The sequence below is a fragment of the Leptothoe sp. PORK10 BA2 genome (assembly GCF_034932105.1).
In the GTDB taxonomy this organism is placed as follows: Bacteria; Cyanobacteriota; Cyanobacteriia; order Phormidesmidales; family Phormidesmidaceae; genus Leptothoe.
In genome coordinates, this window is sequence record NZ_JAYGIG010000155.1 from 1 (window position 1) to 21,319 (window position 21,319).

A 21,319-nucleotide genomic window follows, 5' to 3' on the forward strand; every position below is an offset into this window, starting at 1 on the left:
CAATGGGGGAGCAATTGGGCACAGAATGACCAGTGCTTAAAATCAGTGCCGGGATAGGCCGTATCAACGGCTGAAATCGCCCGGTCTATCCAGCTGACCTGTGTGGCGGCGGACATCTCATCCCGGATGACGGCCTGCACCAAGCGATGCACACTGTAGCAGTCGCGGTCAGCGTCCCATCTCACCAGCGAGTATTGACTCAAGGGCTCTAGGAGCTCTCCCACGGCAAGACGGGCTTCATCCGCATCTTCACCCTGCAAGCTATCCCCTAAAGCCTCCCCTAAGTGGGCCGCACCAGCTGTCAGGAGCCCGTAAGGAATATCATCTGGGGCCAGGAACGCACTCACCGTTAGCAAGTCTGACGCGGCTAGATTTTCCGCTGCAACGGCTTGGAAGTTGATCGCCCAGGTCTGGCGCACGGAGGACGGATACTGCCCGGTTTGGGCTCGACCCTTCTCTAGTTGAGATACCCCTTGCTGGCGATAGGTCTTCAAGTAGGTTTGAAAGCTAATGCGTTTACGGACGATAAACGCACTGGCTTGCTCTATCGCCAGCGGTAAGCCGTCTAACGCCTGATTGAGTTCCTTGGCCGCCGCCGTCGTTGTGGCCGTCCGCTCGCATTTCGTCCGATAAAATAACAGATCGATCGCCTCTTGTTCAGAGAGAACATCTAAGGCGATGGGGGTGTCAATGCCCAGCTGATCAAAGACCGTGGCGCGTGAGGTGAGCACCACTTTGCCCTTGGGGTTACTGGGCACCAGGGGAGGAAGCCAGCTGGGCGTATCCGCATTGTCGAAAATCAGTAGCCAATTGCCGTGGGTAGCCAGCCAAGCTCGAACGGCTGGAATTTTTTCCTCTTGGGTGCTCTGAGCAACGGGTAAGGCAAGTTGATTGGCCAGGTTAGCAAAGTCTGTGATCAAGGAGGCTTCGGTATCCGCTTTGACCCAAAACACGTAGTGATAGATGGGCTCATCGTAATGGTGACGATAGGCATACTCCACAGCGGTTTGAGTTTTGCCAATCCCGCCTAACCCACTGATAGCCTGCACCTGCGTAATCGCGACGGTAGTTGCCTGGTTGAGCTCTTGGTGGAGGCGCTCCAAGATAGCCTGTCGCCCGGTGAAGTAACGGTTGCGCTGATAGGGGACGCCGAAGGGATTGGGCTCTCCTGTCGGGAGGGATGACTGGCCATAGGTAATGTTTACCGTCCCCTGGTTGCCTGGAATGATGGGCGCTTTATTATCTATGTAGACGTTACGCTCCGCGTTGCCGGTGACGTTCCACTGTTCCGATGATGGCTCATGCGTCATGGCGTTAGGCTGGCGGCTGGCCGTAACTAATGTTGATTGTCCCGGTGTTGTCTTTGATAATTGGAGCCTTATTATCAATAAATTCGTTCTTCTCCGCCTTACCGATCACATTCCAGACTTCACCGCCTGACCCCTGCTGAATGTTAATTTCCTGGTTAATCTCGCTAGCCAGCTGTCTGATCTCCTGGGCAAACGCTGAGTCCGTTTTCATCGCCGCGTCTAGATAGGGCGTCAGCAATTGAACCTGCTGCTCACTCACAGGTCCACCTTTTTCGACGGTGACCTTGAGAGCATCGACATCAGGAATACCTCGCAGCTTGGCCCAGATCGCCTGCCGCAACGTGTCTATTTTATCGAGCACAGCGGGGGTCAGTTTCTGAGCCGCTTCGCCAGCACTGGATTCCAGAAATTTAGTGAAAGCTAGAGCGGCGATGGAGCCGACCGCAAGGGTCACTGGATCTGCCATATCAAGAGAGATAGGAAGGGACTTTCTAACTTTTATGACATAGATTTTGGCTAAACTCCGAGAATTTAAGATTTCTTGTCTGTTTAGCGAGCGCTAATGAGCCGAAGGATGCATAGGAAAGTTTATCCCTGTTATGCGAGTTGCGTAGTTGCTGCCCGGAGCATTGGGAAAAGGCCAGTTTAGGCCATGCGTGAAGCTTATCTGTAAGCCCTAGGGGCTGAGTGTTTTCCCCCGTCATTGAGTGAGTCGATCCTGTAGCCGTTGTAAATTTCCTCGCACGATGTTGGTAGACGGGTGATCCGAGCCGAGAAGCTTTTCAAAAAGTGCCAGGGCCTCTTGATAGAGGGGTTCTGCCTCGCTATAGCGCCCTTGATTGTCGTAGAGCAAGGCCAGATTGTTGAGGCTAGTGGCCACAGAGGGATGCTCGTTGCCCAATAGCCGTTTCCACATCGCCAGGGCCTCTTGATAGAGGGGTTCCGCCTCGCTATAGCGCCCTTGATTGTCGTAGAGCCCAGCCAGATTGTTGAGGCTAAGGGCCACATCGGGATGCTCGTCGCCCAACAGCCGTTTACTCATCGCCAGGGCTTCTTGCAAGAGGGGTTCGGCCTCGCTATAGCGCCCTTGATTGTCGTAGAGCAAGGCCAGATTATTGAGGCTAGTGGCCACAGAGGGATGCTCATCACCCAATAGCCGTTTATTCATCGCCAGGGCTTCTTGCAAGAGGGGTTCTGCCTCGCTATAGCGCCCTTGATTGTAGTAGAGAAAGGCCAGATTGTTGAGGCTTTGGGCGACATCCGGATGCTCGTCGCCCAACAGCCGTTTATTCATCGCCAGGGCCTCTTGATAGAGGGGTTCGGCCTCGCTATAGCGCCCTTGATTTTTGTAGAGCCCAGCCAGATTGTTGAGGCTAAGGGCCACATCGGGATGCTCGTCGCCCAACAGCCGTTTATACAGGGCTAGGGCCTCTTGCAAGCGGGGTTCGGCCTCGCTATAGCGCCCTTGATTGTTGTAGAGCCCGGCCAGATTGTTGAGGCTACTGGCCACAGAGGGATGCTCGTTGCCTAACAGCCGTTTCCTCATCGCCAGGGCCTCTTGATAGAGGGGTTCGGCCTCGCTATAGCGCCCTTGATTTTTGTAGAGAAAGGCCAGATTGTTGAGGCTACGGGCGACATCCGGATGCTCGTCACCCAACAGCCGTTTATACAGGGCTAGGGCCTCTTGATAGAGGGGTTCGGCCTCGCTGTAGCGGCCTTGATTGTCGTAGAGCGCGGCCAGATTGTTGAGGCTACTGGCGACATCGGGATGCTCGTTTCCCAACAGCCGTTTATTCATCGCCAGGGCCTCTTGAAAGAGGGGTTCCGCCTCGCTATAGCGCCCTTGATTTTTGTAGAGCAAGGCCAGATTGTTGAGGCTACTGGCGACATCGGGATGCTCGTCGCCCAATAGCCGTTTATTCATCGCCAGGGCCTCTTGAAAGAGGGGTTCGGCCTCGCTATAGCGCCCTTGATTGTTGTAGAGCAAGGCCAGATTGTTGAGGCTAGTGGCCACAGAGGGATGCTCGTCGCCCAATAGCCGTTTCCACATCGCCAGGGCCTCTTGAAAGAGGGGTTCGGCCTCGCTATAGCGCCCTTGCTTGTCGTAGAGCCCAGCCAGATTGTTGAGGCTTTGGGCCACAGAGGGATGCTCGTCGCCCAACAGCCGTTTCCTCATCGCCAGGGCCTCTTGATAGAGGGGTTCCGCCTCGCTATAGCGCCCTTGCTTGTCGTAGAGCCCAGCCAGATTGTTGAGGCTTTGGGCCACAGAGGGATGCTCGTCGCCCAACCGGACGCGAGAGATCGCCAAACCTTCTTCATACCAAGGCTCAGCGTCACCGTATAGCCCCTGGCCGTCATAGAAGCGAGCTAGGCCAACAAAGGGCCAGATTAGGTCTTCGTCGCTCAGAGAGTCCTTGAGTGTTGTGGCCGTTTCTGCCAGGTGAGGGATGGCAGGCGCAACGGCGGCAATATCGTTTAGCGTTGGCGTCTCCGGGATCTGCTGGGACACCGTCACCATGACCTGGCAAAGTCGCTGGGCTAGGTCTTCCCTATGGGCGGTCCCATTCACCTTGATCGCAAAGAATTCCCGCAGAAGTCGATGCAACTGATAGCACTGTTCGCCCTCCGCATCCAGCCGCTGCAGCAGATGCAACGCGACCAAGTTATCTCGCCAATCTTCTAACTCCTCCTCATCCGCATCGGGGAAACAGTCTTGAACCAGTGGCCAAGGAATGGGGGCCAGGGCAAACAAGCTGAGCCATCCCGCCAACTGCTGCTCCGGCTCACTTAACGCGTGCCAACTCAACTCAAATGCTGCTGCTATGCCTAGATTAGCAGTCATTCCAACTTCAGGTCGTGCTAAAGCTTTTGCTGCCAATTTTTGTCTTTGTAACCGATCTAACAAACTTTTCACTGAGAGATCTGGTCTGCTTGCTAAATATCGTGCCGCCAATTCCAAAGCTAGCGGTAAATAACCCAGCCATGCACACAATGCTTGTGCATCCTCCAATTGATAGTTAGTTCGCTCATCGCCAACGATAGAGCGTAGAAACTCCAAAGCTTCACTATCTGGTAATACGTACAAAAATACCTGATTCACTGATGCTCCCAACTGCAATCTTGTTGTTAGCAACACTTTGAATCGTGGATCTGTTGGTGGCAAAAAAGATTGAATAGCACTGAAGTCAGTAACATCATCGAAGATGACTAAAACTTCTCCTTGATGCCAGTGCCACCAGCACCATCCGACCTTCGCAACTAAATCTAAATCTCCTGGTGGTTCTAAATTCAGGTAACTCCTTGCAAATGCTAAAATTTGCACTCCTATGTCTTGATGCGCTCTTACCCAGCAAACACCACCGGAATAAGTTCCATAACCTAAATTTTTTAGTGCATATTGCAATGCTAATTCGGTCTTTCCAATACCTCCCATTCCGGCAATAGCAGAAATTGCTATGCGATCACTGCGTTGAAGCTGTTCATGCAACTGGGCTAACTCAGTTTCTCGCCCAATAAATCGAGGAGTTCCACTATAGGGCAGGTTATTTGGGATACTTAACGATTTCTGTTGAAGAAGAGAGGTTGCTTCTGTATAGCGTCCCTGTAGCACATAGCTGACTGATAAGTTGTGGAGTGTATTTGCTACAGAGGGGTGATTGGAACCCAACTGCTGCTCCAAAATTGTCAACGCTTGTTGAAGAATTGGTTCTGCTTCTGCATAGTTCCCCTCTAATTCGTAGAGATATCCCAGCCAAGATAAATTCTTTGCTAAATCAACAATTATTCCCAGGGTTTCTTGGACTCTAGTAGCTTTCTGGAGACACTCGATTGCCTGTTCGATTGTTGCCTGTGATGCTTCAATTTCATCTATTTTCACCCGACTTGCATAAGCCCTTCCAAGCTTTGAATACAAGGTTGCTAATAGTGAATCGCTTCCTTGTTGTTGATCAGTTTGATTAATTAATCGCTGCAAATCTTCTGGTGGAATTGAATCATTTTCAATAGTTTCTGGCAGCACCAATGTCTTAGGTAGCGAAAATGTCTTAGGTAGTGAATCTGCCCCATTAGAGAAGTGAAATGTCACAATGTAAGCCGTATCGCCATCAACTTTGGTTTGCCATCCTCGGCTCTGATCTAAATTAATCGGCGTCACCGAACTGGAAATTTTGTCGCCACCTACCTTATCACCACTCACCAGTCCAACATGGATTTCATCTGCGCTAAATCGGAATACATCTTTACGCCAACTCCAAAAATCAGGAGCTTTACGGCTTAGTTCTGTGAGTAGTGGATTGGTTAACCATAAGATAATCGGATAAGGATATTCCCGTAGGCTTTCTCTTGTCCACTGCAAGTAACCAAAAAATATTTCCTTCTCTGACCGCTCTTCACCTAATCTGCGAGACAACAAACGATCCGCTCCTGTAACGGTTATCACAGCTTTACCACCTGACTGCAAATACGAGTCATTCTTCGTTACCTCAGCAATTGCCTCGCGTAAACTCGGTTCCTTCCGTGATAATGCTACTTGGTAAGGACGAATGCTTGCCTGAAGTTCCACCTCATATCGTTGGATAATTTCGTCTCGTAACTGTGTTTCGTCGCACACAGCCAGCAGCAAACTTAGTACCTCATCACTGGCTTCTACTGCCACAATCAGGTCATCATATACCCTTTCATTGTCCTCACCCAAGTTGAGCGACTTAATTGCTGGCATTGATCAATCCTTTGCGCTGCAATAAATCCATCACAATTGGATGAACATCGTACCAAACTTCGCTATTGCGGTACTCTAATACATCCAAGCCATGGAGCAAGTCTAGGAAAGCTTGCTCTTTAGGATCTTCTGGCAAAAACTTTGCGTAGGTTTCCTTGAGAATCTTGTAATCTGTTTTACCTAAAGTAGTTTCAAAATCAAGCCGTAGATCTTTGATTGCTTCGTCTAATACAACAGGAGTAACTTTAAAGTCAGTCTGCTCAGGAGTACGTCGAATTTCCCGTAAACAAATTCGACAACATCGATTGGAAATCCGTATCAATTCTCGTAAAACGCCTCCACTGTGGAGCACCATATGCCTTGCAACATCTGATTCTAAAATCTCCTTTGGAATGCGTTTGTGCAAGACCTCACACAAAACTTCAATGGCATCATCTTGGTAAGTAGGATTTAGTTTGCGGCGCTCTCCTTTTGCTAAAAGCTTTGAGACTGGCATAATCACAATTTGATCATCAGCCTCCGTCCGCAAAGTTGCGGAGAGGGAAATATCTCGTAAGGAAGAGATAGGAATTGTGTAAACAATACTAAATCCTGGTAGAAATAAAGCTTTGATGTGTTCTTGGAAAATACTTCTGACAACTGCCAGATCAAGCTTGTCCAAGTCATCAATTATAACCAAAACCTCTTTCTTGCTAGCACCTTGAATAGCTGCTGCAATCTCATTTAGCTTAGCAACAAGCTCAGAAATATTCCGCTCAAACTCCCGTTTAAGCTCATTTCGGATGGATGCCTCTGTCTTTAGCTTCCCGGTAATAATTTTGAAGAGGTCAAACCCTACTGACAGTTCCGCACTTTTAGGGGTTTCGACTTCAATTTGAGTTCGCTTTGCAAACCACTTATAAAATGCATTTTTGATAGATTCGGAAATGTTAATTTGCTCTTGCTCTGCTCTCAACATCAAATTGACAGCGATCGCGAACAAAATATTAATGTGGTTAACATCAGACATTTCAATTGTTTCAGCAATAGAGAAAAATGCTACGAAATAGCGATCACTAAGATTTCTTCCAAATTCTGCTAATAATGTTGATTTGCCACAACCACGATGCCCAGAAAAGATTATTTTTGCATCACGGGATGCATTGTCTTCTATGAGTTGAACTAACTCTTCTAATGAAGCACTCCCATATTCGACCCAAAACTTCGCCAATTGCTCAGGCTGAAGTAAAGGAGTCAAGTCCGTATTTTGATAGGACTTTTGAAATATTTTTAACAGAGAATCATCAGGCATACTAGGATCTGCACCGTGCTATGAGGCTTCTCTATAATTTTACCTGTGATATTGAGAAACTCGACGTTACGGCGCTCTAGCTTGGGAATGACATGGCAAATGCTCCTGCAAGCTTCGCATTCTACTAACCACGGATAACCTGAAGCTTGCGCTTTCACTGAGGGTGGAGCAGCATAACGTTCCGGCTGAGCAGCTGCAAGTAGCCGACGACGAACAGAAACGTCATAGAAGGGGTGCTACGAGCGTAGCTGCAACGAAGTGCCATAAGGGTAAAGGCGAAGCCTGAAACAACGTAAACTCGTTAAGCGCACAGGAAAATTCTGAATTCCTTTCAGAAAAGTAGTTCAAAAAAACTAACCTGAAACCCTTATGTAGTAGTGCTTTTGAGCTTATGGCACTTTATAGCAGCTATGCTTGCACTACTCCATAAACCCACTGGCTTGCTCTAGCGCCAGCGGTAAGCCGTCTAATGAGCAAACGCTGAGTCCGCTTTCATCGCCGCATCTAGATAGGGCGTCAGCAACTGAACCTGCTGCTCACTCACAGGTCCACCTTTTTCGACGGTGACCTTGAGAGCATCGACATCAGGAATGCCTCGCAGCTTGGCCCAGATAGCCTGCCGCAACGTGTCTATTTTATCGAGCACAGCGGGGGTCAGTTTCTGAGCCGCTTCGCCAGCACTGGATTCCAGAAATTTAGTGAAAGCTAGAGCAGCGATAGAGCCAACCGTGAAGGTCACTGGATCTGCCATATCAAGGGGTATTGGTAGGGACTTCTCCTTTTTATGGCATAGGTTTTGGCTAAATTCCGGGAATTTAAGATTTCTGGGTGGTTAGCGAGCACTAACGAACCGCAAGATGCATAGAAAAGTTCATCCCCGTTATACCAGTCGCGTAGTTGCTGCCCGGCGCAGTGGGAAAAGGCCTGTTGTGCTCATGAGCACAACTTATCAGTTAAGAGGGGCTGTCAAACGTCGATCAGTTGCGCTGATCTGCAACTCTAATAGTTTCTTTTGATGATGGGCAGAACTTATCTGTCCAGTGTCATCTATTCCACAAGACTCTAATCCGATGACTCCGCTACTTTGTCTAAGTCTTTTTGAACAGCATTGATCCAACCTAGCAAGTTCAGGGTATTGGGATGTTCTGCTCCCAGTACTTGTTGATAAATAGCTAAAGCTTCGAGCAGTAACTTCTTAGCCTCAGAAAGTTGTCGTTGCTTATAGCGCATTGCCCCTAAGCAAAATAAGCTAGTGGCCACATCGGGATGCTCGTCGCCCAATAGCCGTTTCCTCATCGCCAGGGCCTCTTGCAAGAGGGGTTCCGCCTCGCTATAGCGCCCTTGATTGTAGTAGAGCCCAGCCAGATTGTTGAGGCTAAGGGCCACATCGGGATGCTCGTCGCCCAATAGCCGTTTACTCATCGCCAGGGCCTCTTGATAGAGGGGTTCCGCCTCGCTATAGCGCCCTTGATTTTTGTAGAGCCCAGCCAGATTGTTGAGGCTAAGGGCCACATCGGGATGCTCGTCGCCCAATAGCCGTTTCCTCATCGCCAGGGCCTCTTGATAGAGGGGTTCCGCCTCGCTATAGCGCCCTTGATTGGAGTAGAGCCAGGCCAGATTGTTGAGGCTACTGGCCACAGAGGGATGCTCGTCGCCCAATAGCCGTTTCCACATCGCCAGGGCCTCTTGAAAGAGGGGTTCCGCCTCGCTAGTGCGCCCTTGATTTTTGTAGAGCAAGGCCAGATTGTTGAGGCTACTGGCCACAGAGGGATGCTCGTCGCCCAATAGCCGTTTCCTCATCGCCAGGGCCTCTTGATAGAGGGGTTCCGCCTCGCTATAGCGCCCTTGATTGTCGTAGAGCGCAGCCAGATTGTTGAGGCTAAGGGCCACAGAGGGATGCTCGTCGCCCAATAGCCGTTTCCACATCGCCAGGGCCTCTTGATAGAGGGGTTCCGCCTCGCTATAGCGCCCTTGATCGTCGTAGAGCGCAGCCAGATTGTTGAGGCTACTGGCCACAGAGGGATGCTCGTCGCCCAATAGCCGTTTCCACATCGCCAGGGCCTCTTGATAGAGGGGTTCCGCCTCGCTATAGCGCCCTTGATTGTAGTAGAGCAAGGCCAGATTGTTGAGGCTTTGGGCCACATCGGGATGCTCGTCGCCCAATAGCCGTTTCCTCATCGCCAGGGCCGCTTGATAGAGGGGTTCCGCCTCGCTATAGCGCCCTTGATTGTCGTAGAGCGCAGCCAGATTGTTGAGGCTACTGGCCACATCGGGATGCTCGTCGCCCAATAGCCGTTTACTCATCGCCAGGGCCTCTTGATAGAGGGGTTCCGCCTCGCTATAGCGCCCTTGATCGTCTAAATAGACACCGGCTTGATTGCAAATTCGTCCTAATGCTTCGGATTGACGCTCCGTTTGATGGGCCTGTTCACGCAATTGCAACCAATGGGGGAGCAATTGGGCACAGAATGACCAGTGCTTAAAATCAGTGCCGGGATAGGCCGTATCAACGGCTGAAATCGCCCGGTCTATCCAGCTGACCTGTGTGGCGGCGGACATCTCATCCCGGACGACGGCCTGCACCAAGCGATGCACACTGTAGCAGTCGCGGTCAGCGTCCCATCTCACCAGCGAGTACTGACTCAAGGGCTCTAGGAGCTCTCCAACGGCAAGACGGGCTTCATCCGCATCTTCACCCTGTAAGCTATCCCCTAAAGCCTCCCCTAAGTGGGCCGCACCGGCTGTCAGAAGCCCGTAAGGAATATCATCTGGGGCCAGGAACGCACTCACCGTTAGCAAGTCTGACGCGGCTAGATTTTCCGCTGCAACGGCTTGAAAGTTGATCGCCCAGGTCTTGCGCACGGAGGACGGATACTGGCCGGTTTGGGCTCGACCCTTCTCTAATTGAGATACCCCTTGCTGGCGATAGGTCTTCAAGTAGGTTTGAAAGCCAATGCGTTTACGGACGATAAACGCACTGGCTTGCTCTAGCGCCAGCGGTAAGCCGTCTAACGCCTGATTGAGTTCCTTGGCCGCCGCCGTCGTTGTGGCCGTCCGCTCGCATTTCGTCCGATAAAATAACAGATCGATCGCCTCTTGTTCAGAGAGAACATCTAAGGCGATGGGGGTGTCAATGCCCAGCTGATCAAAGACCGTGGCGCGTGAGGTGAGCACCACTTTGCCCTTGGGGTTACTGGGCACCAGGGGAGGAAGCCAGCTGGGCGTATCCGCATTGTCGAAAATCAGTAGCCAATTGCCGTGGGTAGCCAGCCAAGCTCGAACGGCTGGAATTTTTTCCTCTTGGGTGCTCTGAGCAACGGGTAAGGCAAGTTGATTGGCCAGGTTAGCAAAGTCTGTGATCAAGGAGGCTTCGGTATCCGCTTTGACCCAAAACACGTAGTGATAGATGGGCTCATCGTAATGGTGACGATAGGCATACTCCACAGCGGTTTGAGTTTTACCAATGCCGCCTAATCCACTGATAGCCTGCACCTGCGTAATCGCGACGGTAGTTGCCTGGTTGAGCTCTTGGTGGAGGCGCTCCAAGATAGCCTGTCGCCCGGTGAAGTAACGGTTGCGCTGATAGGGGACGCCAAAAGGGTTCGGCTCTCCTGCCGGGAGGGGCAACTGGCCATAGGTAATGTTTACCGTCCCCTGGTTGCCTGGAATGATGGGCGCTTTATTATCTATGTAGACGTTACGCTCTGCGTTGCCAGTGACGGTCCACTGTTCCGATGATGGCTCATGCGTCATGGCGTTAGGCTGGAGGCTGGCCGTAACTAATGTTGATTGTCCCAGTATTGTCTTTGATAATTGGAGCCTTATTATCAATAAATTCGTTCTTCTCCGCCTTACCGATCACATTCCAGACTTCACCGCCTGACCCCTGCTGAATGTTAATTTCCTGGTTAATCTCACTAGCCAGCTGTCTGAGCTCCTGGGCAAACGCTGGGTCCGCTTTCATCGCCGCGTCTAGATAGGGCGTCAGCAATTGAACCTGCTGCTCACTCACAGGTCCACCTTTTTCGACGGTGACCTTGAGAGCATCGACCTCAGGAATGCCTCGCAGCTTGGCCCAGATCGCCTGCCGCAACGTGTCTATTTTATCGAGCACAGCCGGGGTCAGTTGCTTAGCCGCTTCGCCAGCACTCGATTCCAGAAATTTAGTGAAAGCTAGAGCGGCGATGGAACCGACCGTGAGGGTCACTGGATCTGCCATATCAAGGGGTATTGGTAGGGACTTCTCCTTTTTATGGCATAGGTTTTGGCTAAATTCCAGGAATTTAAGATTTCTTGGCGTTTAGCGAGACCTGATGCTGTGAAGCTTGGGCTGCAACATGATGTGTACTTCGGCACTTAACCTCGTCTGCTGATACTGCCCTCTGAACATTCCGAGGCGGACATCTGCCTGAACACTGGCAGGAAAAGGGGGTTAGGAGCCCTTTTCAACTACCCCGAACGACTTCGAGTCGCGCGGCTAACTATATATGTAGAGGGAATATGTAGAGGGAAAGTTTCCACCTAAGATCCTAATCCGGGATCTTAGGTGGAAATAATTCAGCCTAAGATCCTTGATAATTTATTTCAACAGACCTAATCCTATGGCGAACCCCATAGGATTAGGCCTGTTGAACGCCAGATGCGCTCAGCTGTAGTCGCTAAGTCTGCTACTGGAAAGATTGCACCCACGCCTGCCGCTCTTCGTGCGTAAGCTCCAAAATCAAGAATTTGCCGAAGCGCTCCTCAAGCTGGAACCTGACTTCCCAAGGGGATAGCTGCTGTTGCACGAGGCGTAGCGCAATTTCAGCGAGATCGCACAGTAATCCCTTGGTGACATCGTCTTCAGCGTCAATCAGCTCATTACGCACTGTCTGAGACTGATTTGCGAGCCATTGTCCTACCTCAGCCAGAAGAACCGGCTCACCCGAGAGAAGAAATTCCTGCATTCGTTGTAAAGCACGTCTGTGAATGGCTATTCCAGCTGGATCCACGACAGGTAGTAAGTTCCCATGGGCAAGTTTTTGCGCCTTCTGCGTGTCAGCCAGCTGTTGTTTAATCCGATCTCGTACCACTTGAGCCGGATCTAGAGAATTATTACCCTCAGCGAGTTTTTCAGGGACATCTTGATCACTTAAAGGCTTGTCAATTGGCGGGTTACTATCAATCTGGGGTAATAAGCTTGTGAGAAGTTTTGGGACGTTTGCACTCTCGGTGCAGGCGTCCCAAAACTCTGCCTTGTGAAGTCCAGATTCTTCTCGAGTAGTCTCTAGTTCAATCGGGTGCCATAATTCTCGGTAGCGATAGAGCGACGCGCCGCCAATCCTGTACCCCAGCAGTGCTTTAAATCTAGCTGTGGCGGTTTCTGGCAGTGCATTTTTTGTCCGCAAGTCCTCGATGGCTGCGGTGATCTTTGCCTGGGTTTCCTGAGCGCGTTGCTGGTTGTAGTCCAGTTCGTTATCTATTTGATTGGCCGAAGAAAGTTCTTTGTACTTTCCTTTCGCCGTGCCATAGGCAAAGTAGTGACTGTTTTCAATACACCTAGCCCACTCTATAGCTCGTACTTCAATCTCATCCTGATGTCTGCACCAGTCTTTGTATCCTGGTAATGCCTTGGCGACAGACACAATCTTTTCAACGAGGGGTTTACCTTCCAGCGGTTCTCCGCCCTCCGTGATGTGATTAAAGATAAACGTCCGCATGGTGATGCGTCCGAGCAGTCGATTGGTCTGGCCGTAGTCTGTCCAACCCGCTTCTATTTCCGTATTGAGATCGTCTAAGAACTTGCTGGCTTTGTTCGAGAGCTGATAGCTGATTTGCTTTGCTTGCTTGAGCAGTCCTCTCAGCCGATGGGTATTCAGGACATTGCGCTGTTGGCAAAGCTGCCACATTCTCACGAAGTGAGTTTGCGAACTGTTAATTGGCTGTAGCTCGTCATTGAGAATATAAGAGCCCATCTGAAGCGGTAGGCGGTGGGCACTAAAAAGGCTAGGTGTTTCGTCTGGGCTGTAGGCTTTGGGGTTAGGGAATAGCTCTAGCTGACCAAGCTTTAGCTTAAAGCCTGCGTTTTCTAGGGCGATTGAAACAGCTTTAGAAAGCTTCCATGAGTTGAATGTTTTGCTGATGGGGAAATAGAGATGGAGTCCTTGGCTATCGCTGGAGGTGCAGGTGATGTGGTCGGTGAGACCAATCGGTTCTAGGGCACTAAAGAGTCTCTCTAGAACGAGTGGTGTGTTTTGGGGATGGTAGGGACTGGTGTGATCAATGTCGAGCAGGAAGTATTGGGTTTCTGACTCAAAGCGAACGCCGTAGAGATATTCGCCCTTGAGTAACTGACGGTCTGAGAGAGGATAACGAGTTTCGGTTTGCCACTCGGGCTTCGCTTTTGGGTTTGGGTGCGCAGCGTAGATAAAGTCGTAGCGATGCGGAAAGAGAGCAAGGAAATCTTCGCTTCCTTCCTGGACGTATTTAAACGTTTTGCTCTCGACTGATACCACGTTGTTTTTTACTTTTTCCTGTGATGGCTAGACTTATTGAGATATAGAAAAATCAAGCGCTGTCGTTGCGCAAATGAGTGACGGCTATACTTGAAATGAAAATGGTTGTAGCCAGCTGAGTTGAGCGCGATTCGCTAGCTTATGAAAGGTACTTATACAGTCTGTTTATGACACCAAGAGGCTGGGTTGTGTGTGCGATCGCACCATCTCTCTTTAGAGTTCTGCATTATCTGCTGATAAAATTTCCCTCTTTATAATTTTGTTCAATAGCTATAGCAAAGCGAGTGATTACAAAAAGACCAAAATAGGACGCATGTTCTACGTTGTCTTGTAATCGTTTTTCGATCTTTGGGCAGACCACAGCTAGTAGATCGACCTGTTTAAGCCCATCAACGATGTTTTATTAGGGGCTAGGTTCTAGAAAACTTAGGGCTTGGGGTCTAGAAAACTTGGGTTGAGAGACTAGAGCTTGTTGTAATCACGGTGGAGTAAGTTTGGGGTCTGGCTCTAGAATTTTCGTGTAATCAAGCCTTGCGGTGCCTTGGTTCTGTAATCAATATGGGGCTGAGTTCTAGAAAAATGTGTAATCAAGCCTGGGTTCTAGAGCTTGTTGTAATCACGGTGAAATAAGGTTGGGGCTTGGTTCTAGAATTTTCGTGTAATCAAGCTTTGCGGTGCCTTGGTTCTGTAATCAATATGGGGCTGAGTTCTAGGAAAATGTGTAATCAAGCCTGGGCTCTAGAGCTTGTTGTAATCATGGTGAAGTAAGGTTGGGGCTTGGTTCTAGAATTTTTGTGTAATCAAGCCTTGCGGTGCCTTGGTTCTGTAATCAATATGGGGCTGAGTTCTAGGAAAATGTGTAATCAAGCCTGGGTTCTAGAGCTTGTTGTAATCAAGCCTAGGTTCTAGAGCTTGTTGTAATCACCGTGGTGTGGGCTGAGGTAGACCTTTCTTCCGTATTTAGCGTTTTATGAGGTAAGTGAATGATTCGTGACTCTACGGGTGGTACTCGCTTAGATTGGGTTGCACGTTTTTATTGAATGTATTTGGGGTTAGTTGCGATCGCTCTCGTGTAATCAGCGATCGCAACTTGTTTTTTCGGGCTTAGGGCTCTATGCCGTTGCGCTGCATGGCCTCTGGAGGTTTGATCTGCTTCAATAGGATTTCTCTGATAGCAACAGCATGGAGCCTAAGAAGCCTAAACTTTGGGTCTGACCTCTAGGCTCTATATGTAATCAAGATGTAATCAAGGTGCAATGGCACAACTACTTTCCTGGGCAACCGTTAGCTAGGGTGAAATTTACCTAAAATGGCGCTCAGTAAAGGGCTGGGTATGGGTTATTGAAGAGCGACTGTAGGGAGTATGTTGTATTTTCTGTTTCCTGAGCAAATAGCGCTATAATCTCGGTCAACGCTTTGTCTTTGGTGCCAGAATTAAACGGGTTAAGACTCATGGCCTCAAAATCCAGTAAATCTAGTGTCAATACACAGCCGACTGTGCCAACTCCGCCAGAAAATAAGGCTTCTGTCAAGACCCTGGCGGGCGATCGCCCTAAAACCAGCCCAGACCTCTTTGAAAAAAGCACTTTAACGAAGGTAACTTCTTCCTTACCTATTTGGGAAGCCAGTAACATTCTGACCCAGAGTCAGCATTTGCCGTGGACGACTGACCCTGACGGGAAGCTCATCTACAGCCGCGATGTGAATGATGGCAAGGGCGCAATTTGCTTCTGGGTGGCCGATGATACTGAAGCTGAGCATCCTTCAACCTTAGCGGGCGCTGCTGCTTTAGCTGTGATCGATACGTTTGATATGCGAGCGGCCTGTATGCATTTGATTTTTGCGGCCTATGCTTCTCAGATGGAGAAGCCGTGGGAGCAAGAGTTAGTGATTGATGACCGGCAGCTGGAGTCTTACTTAGGTTTGCAGCGGCGGACTGATAAGAACCGACAAGAGAAGTTAGAGCTGATAGAAGAGATTGTTAAACAACCCTGCAAGATTACAACCTTTATCTCTTGGCCTCGTCAGGGAAAGAGTAAAGGCTTTACGGTTGAGGAAGGGCGTCTGTGGCATTTGCTGGGAACTCGGTATCACTATCAGCAGGATATATTCGGGGAGAAACAGCTCTCGGGTATGTCGTTTGTGATCAAAGCCGGGCTGTGGGCAAAGTACTTTCTCAATGAAGATGACGCGCAGGAACAGAATTCTCCTTCTAGCAAAGGAGTATTGTCTAAGTCTTTGTTAGAAAATGTAATGAGCCTTTGGCAGCACAGGGCGGGTGCGGCTAGGTTAATGGTATGGCTGCTCTTTAAGTTTCAGCTCAATCGGCTTTATACGATTCCGGTGCGGGTGTTGATGGAGGTGGCTTATGGGCCTGATAAGGTGCAGCTGGCGAAGCAAGATAATCAGCTTAGAAAGAAGCTGACGAATACCTGGGATGAAGATCTGTTGGCTTTGCATGATCGAGGGTGGCGCATAAAGTTTGATACGGAGTCTTACCCAAGTGATATTCAGCCGCCTGGATTTGGTCGCGAGAATGTTCGTCGTCCGCGAGGATTTTTTGACCAGTTGTTAGAAGCTCAGCTTGAGATTACGCCGCCTGAGAGCTGGAATATCGCTCATTTGGAGTCGGCTACGGATTCTTCAAATGAGGAGGTTGCAGAGCTGGCTGTTACCACGTTGACGGGTTTTGAGGTGAAGTCGCAGCGGATTGCAAGGGGATGGAGCCAAAGGAAGCTGGCCAATTTAACGGGTATTAGTCAGGGGCTGATATCAATGATAGAAAATGAGACACGCTCTATTACAGAGGCAAATGAATCTATTTTGAAACAGACTTTTGAGTATATGTAAAGCGTTGGTTGATGCCTCTAGGGGCAATTCAGAAACTAAACCGCGTCCGAGTTGAAACCTTGAGCTTCCCCACTGGAAAAACTACAGTTCTGGACGTGGACAAGGTTTATATTTAACCATGAGCTAGACGCAGCAAAAGTCCAGAAGATGAGCCACACCCTCAATCACCTTATTTACTCAGAATTCTAGCCAGATGCTTCAAAACTTGTAGAACTTGCTCTAAGTCGTGATCTTGGCCGAGAACGAATTGGCGAGATCGCCCATAACGAGGCACTTCTTCAAACACCAGCTTAAGAAAGACGAAATCTGTTCCATTGGTGACCAATCCGTATATGGGAGAGTTCCGTTTTGGTGCAGCCAACATGTAAGACAGGGCTTGAGGAATCCCAACTTTAGGCGAAAATTCAGCGCGCTTGGACTCAATCACCAGTATCCAGAGTTCTTCCTTGAGTACTAAAATATCGATACGACCTTGAATGACTAAGCTGTTGTCAGTCGCTTCAATATTGACGGCATCTTCGGTGCTGACGTAAAAGGGGGCTAAAAAAAGTCCGGCTAGGTCAAGCAATGGCGCTAAGACCGCAAGCTTTACCGTGTTCTCTAGGAGCGATCTCCGTTCCAAATTCGCTACTGAAAGCTGTACCCGATCTAACCGCTGCTTTTCAGCTTCCGTAAGTGGGAGAAGTGCTGTCTGCCATTCATCAAAGAACTCAGAAGTCCGGTCTTGTGCTAGCTGAAATCGCTGCTCAAGATCGTAAAGGGTAATTTTATTAACAGGAATGGTTTGTGCCATCTGTGCTTTTCCCTTAGAGGTGCAGAGCCAGCTTTACTATTCTATCCTTTCTCAAGTGTTGGCAAAAAATATGGTTGCATTCTTCCAGTTCACCATTCGTGAGTGCCAAGGCCAGAATCAATACTCTGAAGAGTCCAAAGTAATTGACATTTGATATATGGAATAAGGGTATGGGCGATCGATTGATGCCTCAGGTTGGCCATGGGATTGGTACCCACAGGGGGGATGCGATCGCACTTTTTTCCCAACGCTACACCACCCACTGGCATGAACTACCCCTTGCAACCATCGATTAATGGCTGGCAAGGGCCCGTAGGATCGCATCATATCGCCGCTGCTGATCCCGATAAATCGCATCCCAATGGTTGCCTAAGCCTGGTGCATCCCAATACCCCGTATCCGGATCTAGAAACGCTTTCGTCCTGGCCCAGACAATCTGCGATTGACTATCCATCGGCTGTTGTTTCGCCACAGCCAGCCAGTTAATATACCCCCGATCCAGGGCTGCTAACGGGGCCTGATTCGCCAGATCAATGCCATTCAGTTCTTCTAACCGAGATAAACTAAAGGCATGTGCCTGGGCCTGTCGTCGCAGCTCTAGTGTTTGCCGTTGCAGTCGTCCCAGTTGTTTTTGATCCGCTTCCTCCGGTGAAGCGGCCCCATGCTGATAGGAGAAACTACCCAGGTTCCACACCCCATTGCCAGGGTCAACATGACCATAGTAAGCACTGGTATAGCCTCCGGTAGGGGTGCGTGTTCCCTCAGCACTGCCTACGGCCTTGGAGACCAGAGAACTCGTGCCCCCTGCAAATAAATCACTGATGGGATCAGGCTGAGTCGGGTTTATTGTGGGTCGATGGTTCGGTTTTGCCGGATCATCCGGCAAAAAAGTCAGTGCAACAGGTGGGGTGGAGTTTGTTGTTGCACGGGCGATGGACTGGGCCGGTTGAGATACGTCGAATTTGAGGGCGACGGTGTTAGCCTGGGCCGTGGCTGCGAAGCCCAGACTGATGGTCAGGCCGGTTAAGGTCGTGAGAATGGGTTTGAGAATGGATTGTTGCATTTTTAATGGAGATGGGTGTGAATGGATCAAAGGGAAATTCTGTAGGGCCATCCCTTGTGGGTGCCCGATCGTAGGGGCATCCCTTGCGGCCCTGAAAACTCTGGTGAACACCTTAGGGTGACTGCTTTAGCAGTTGTTGAATAAACTGTGCCGATGGTTCCACCATGGCCCAGGTGCCATCGGGTTCCCGACGCAGCATGGCAAAAATCAAATGGTGAGCTCGACCAATGGTCTGTCCCTGTTGTCTCGATCCAAATTGAGTCCGACTGAGACCGCATAGCCGAAACAGGTAGGCAGGGATGTCGTCACTGGAGACCAGAACACAGTCCATTTCAGTGGGTTCGACGGTGCCATTAAACGGCATCCGTACCGCATCGCCACCGAGTTCAAGGCTGATGTCGCCCAGGCTGCTGCTGACTGGGTAACCCGCGATCGCAGTTCCCATGGGTAAGGACCAACTCTGATGTAAGTTGAGCCTGCGTGGTGCTGGGGTTGTTCGACCACAGCCCCCCATAAGACTGAAGGCAAGGCCCAGGGTTAGTCCTCGGCCGATACAGTTAGCAAAAGAAAGTGGCATGACTAAGAACGTGAAAATTACCGTAGAGATATCTTGGTTGATGTTCTAATTTCAGGGACAGACATTGTGGTTCATCGAACGTGATTCCAGCCCCTGGGAATGGTTGGACCTTATTGAAAACTGAAGGAGAACCCAGCGTACTCCTCCCCTTCGTAGAGCATGACCAGCCAGGTAGATGGTTCAAACGCCAAGGGGTAAACTTCGCGGGTAGCAGTGACACCCTCGCGGATTTCTATGCTAGGCAACTGACAATAGGGTTCTGCCACAATATCTCGAACCGTTTGTTGATTGGAGCGTTCTGGCACGGTGAGAATTTGGCCAAGCTGTTCCCTAGAGAGGACTGCAGACGACTGTACAATTTTTTGGCAGTTGTCTTTACCGTGGACAGGGGTAGCGTCTGCTTTGAGATAATGGCCCGCATTGAGCAGTAGGCCCACGGCCGCCATTCCCCAACCGGCCGCCATAAAATAGCGACTACGCCACCAGGGTTTGGTGGTTTGCTGCCCTACGGCACTCAAGGCTTTTTGCAGCAATGGATAGGTTGTCCGTTGACTCGCCTTGCGGGGGCGAGGGGAACGACGCTGAACTGGGGTCCGAGGAGAAAGTTGTTGTGTCATAGTTATGTTTAGGGATGGATGGGGGATGGTCTACATAAGAGCCATGCACAGACCGTCAATGGGACTGTGTAGGCTATGGGGTAAGGAGAAACTTGTAAAAACTTGTGGTGTTCTGTGCCTATCTACAAGTATAGGAGAAAGATTTTTAGATGGATATAGTAAGTTTTGCGGATAATCGTTAGTGAAAACCGCTAAATGCTTTTCCAGTAAGGAAAATAGCCTCTTATTAAAATCTTTCCCTCAACCGTTGCAACAGGTTGAATGAATAATTTGGGGAGACTTATATTTGTGCAACAAAGCTCTGTTTTTCTATTTATGAGCTGCCCCTGCCAACCCTAGTCAATCCTGCTAAGTAGCTACTACAGTATTAAAACAATGGTTGCCATCACCCATTACCTGGCTTATTAGGCTAATTTATGAGTGGTTTGTACAGGAATGAGCGATGACCAGCGTTATCTTTGTCCATGGTACTGGCGGTAGAAAAGAGGCCTATGCTGCTACCTTTGATCAGATTGAGCAAACGTTGAGCCACCGTCGCCCAGATGTGGCCCTATTTTCCTGTCTTTGGGGGGATGACTATGGCGCTCAGCTCCATGCTCAGGGGGTGTCTATACCCACCCATGATGTGACTAGCGGTGGTCAGACACCTACCGAAGATGATAAAGCCGTGCAACTGTGGCAGGCACTCTATGCCGATCCGTTCTATGAATTGCGGTTGTTGGGGTTGAGGCCATTACAAAGTCAGAAAGCAGTACCAGGTAAACAAACCCCCGCTCAAGAGCTGAAAAGTCGTACCCAAGGGTTAGCGGCTAACGAGAAACTCCAGGCAACGCTTGATGAACTAAAAATTGGGGTTGTTTTTGCTGAAGCCTGTGACCATATTTTCGGTAAAGATTCTAAACCCTTTGGCAGATTGTTAGCAACCGCTGCCAGCCCCCTGGATGGTGACTATGCCGCCATTGCCCGAGCGATTGTGTCAGAGTCCCGCCTTTTGTGCAAAGAGCGTGAGATTTATCCCTGGCTGCTGGTGAGTGATCGCCTGCGTGATCAGGCGGTTGATGCCATTCAGCAGGTCCTTACCCAGGATGAAACATCCCGTGGGGTGGTGGACTGGACTAAAAAGCATTTAATGGAGCTGGCAGCTAACCTGGGCACCTCCGCCATCCAGCGGCGGCGTGGGGCAATTATGGATGGCACCTATCCCTTTGCGGGGGATATTTTGCTGTACCAGGCCAAGGGGCATAAAATTCGTGAGTTGATCCGACAACAGGTGATGAATGACCAGGTAAAACCGCCAGTGTATTTGATGGCCCATAGCCTGGGGGGCATTGCCTGTGTGGATTTGTTGATTGAGCAGGATCTGAGCCCGAAGGTGAAGGGCCTAATTACGGTGGGGTCCCAGGCTCCCTTTTTCTATGAAATTGGTGCATTGCAGCAGCTGGACTATGGCGATTCCCTGCCGCCGCATTTTCCTAAAAACTGGTAACTACTCAGGCTGGGGTAGGAGAGTTATAGGGTTTCCAGAGAACAATCCCATGAGGGCATCCAGAACGTTATGCCCCTGTTTGCGTAGAGTGGATAGGTAACCGCGAATACGGCAGAACATC

General features: G+C 49.9%; 15 protein-coding genes. 3 read left to right on the top strand and 12 right to left on the bottom strand.

Translation table 11 applies throughout. The features are described from left to right. From VB741_RS24165 to VB741_RS24200, 8 genes are all read right to left on the bottom strand, one after another. The coding region (locus VB741_RS24165) for a DUF7779 domain-containing protein (RefSeq protein ID WP_323367784.1) at window positions 1–1,310 on the bottom strand (1,310 nt) is incomplete at its 3' end. Between the two features lie 4 nt (window positions 1,311–1,314). Continuing rightward, the gene (locus VB741_RS24170; RefSeq protein WP_323367785.1) at window positions 1,315–1,776 is read right to left on the bottom strand and encodes a hypothetical protein; all 462 of its coding nucleotides are present in this window, start codon (window positions 1,774–1,776) and stop codon (window positions 1,315–1,317) included. A 234-nt stretch (window positions 1,777–2,010) separates the two neighbouring features. Further along, on the bottom strand, window positions 2,011–6,027 hold the full coding sequence (gene fxsT / locus VB741_RS24175; RefSeq protein ID WP_323367786.1) for an FxSxx-COOH system tetratricopeptide repeat protein: 4,017 nt from the start codon (window positions 6,025–6,027) through the stop codon (window positions 2,011–2,013). After that, window positions 6,014–7,318, bottom strand: coding sequence for a P-loop NTPase fold protein (locus VB741_RS24180; RefSeq protein ID WP_323367787.1), 1,305 nt, complete (start codon window positions 7,316–7,318; stop codon window positions 6,014–6,016). The genes fxsT and VB741_RS24180 overlap by 14 nt, the downstream gene beginning before the upstream one ends. Before the next feature lie 466 nt (window positions 7,319–7,784). Next, a complete protein-coding gene (locus tag VB741_RS24185) occupies window positions 7,785–8,069 on the bottom strand; it encodes a hypothetical protein (RefSeq protein WP_323367788.1) in 285 nt (94 codons plus the stop codon). Window positions 8,070–8,380: 311 nt separating this feature from the next. Further along, window positions 8,381–11,071, bottom strand: a complete 2,691-nt coding sequence (locus VB741_RS24190; protein WP_323367789.1) for a tetratricopeptide repeat protein — start codon at window positions 11,069–11,071, stop codon at window positions 8,381–8,383. Between the two features lie 4 nt (window positions 11,072–11,075). Continuing rightward, complete coding sequence (locus VB741_RS24195; RefSeq protein ID WP_323367790.1) at window positions 11,076–11,537, bottom strand: hypothetical protein; 462 nt, start codon at window positions 11,535–11,537, stop codon at window positions 11,076–11,078. Between the two features lie 448 nt (window positions 11,538–11,985). Then, a complete protein-coding gene (locus VB741_RS24200; RefSeq protein WP_323367791.1) occupies window positions 11,986–13,812 on the bottom strand; it encodes a hypothetical protein in 1,827 nt (608 codons plus the stop codon). Window positions 13,813–15,264: 1,452 nt separating this feature from the next. Between VB741_RS24200 and VB741_RS24205 the strand changes: the two genes are divergently transcribed. Beyond that, entirely contained in the window at window positions 15,265–16,662 is a 1,398-nt protein-coding gene (locus VB741_RS24205) for a helix-turn-helix domain-containing protein (RefSeq protein WP_323367792.1), read from the top strand. 169 nt (window positions 16,663–16,831) lie between these two features. On the opposite strand, the gene VB741_RS24210 is transcribed toward VB741_RS24205, so the two are convergent. Beyond that, on the bottom strand, window positions 16,832–17,455 hold the full coding sequence (locus tag VB741_RS24210; protein WP_323367793.1) for a type I restriction endonuclease: 624 nt from the start codon (window positions 17,453–17,455) through the stop codon (window positions 16,832–16,834). Between the two features lie 170 nt (window positions 17,456–17,625). Here VB741_RS24210 and VB741_RS24215 point away from each other — a divergent pair, with 170 nt between their 5' ends. Further along, entirely contained in the window at window positions 17,626–17,751 is a 126-nt protein-coding gene (locus tag VB741_RS24215; RefSeq protein ID WP_323367794.1) for a hypothetical protein, read from the top strand. Here the strand turns inward: VB741_RS24215 and VB741_RS24220 are convergent. The 3 genes from VB741_RS24220 to VB741_RS24230 form a co-directional block, all read right to left on the bottom strand. Then, a complete protein-coding gene (locus VB741_RS24220; RefSeq protein WP_323367795.1) occupies window positions 17,748–18,518 on the bottom strand; it encodes a hypothetical protein in 771 nt (256 codons plus the stop codon). The genes VB741_RS24215 and VB741_RS24220 overlap by 4 nt on opposite strands. Window positions 18,519–18,630: 112 nt before the next feature. Beyond that, window positions 18,631–19,095, bottom strand: a complete 465-nt coding sequence (locus tag VB741_RS24225; RefSeq protein ID WP_323367796.1) for a hypothetical protein — start codon at window positions 19,093–19,095, stop codon at window positions 18,631–18,633. A gap of 110 nt (window positions 19,096–19,205) precedes the next feature. After that, complete coding sequence (locus tag VB741_RS24230) at window positions 19,206–19,712, bottom strand: hypothetical protein (RefSeq protein ID WP_323367797.1); 507 nt, start codon at window positions 19,710–19,712, stop codon at window positions 19,206–19,208. A gap of 442 nt (window positions 19,713–20,154) precedes the next feature. Here VB741_RS24230 and VB741_RS24235 point away from each other — a divergent pair, with 442 nt between their 5' ends. Further along, the gene (locus VB741_RS24235; protein ID WP_323367798.1) at window positions 20,155–21,198 is read left to right on the top strand and encodes a hypothetical protein; all 1,044 of its coding nucleotides are present in this window, start codon (window positions 20,155–20,157) and stop codon (window positions 21,196–21,198) included. Window positions 21,199–21,319 lie beyond the last annotated feature (121 nt).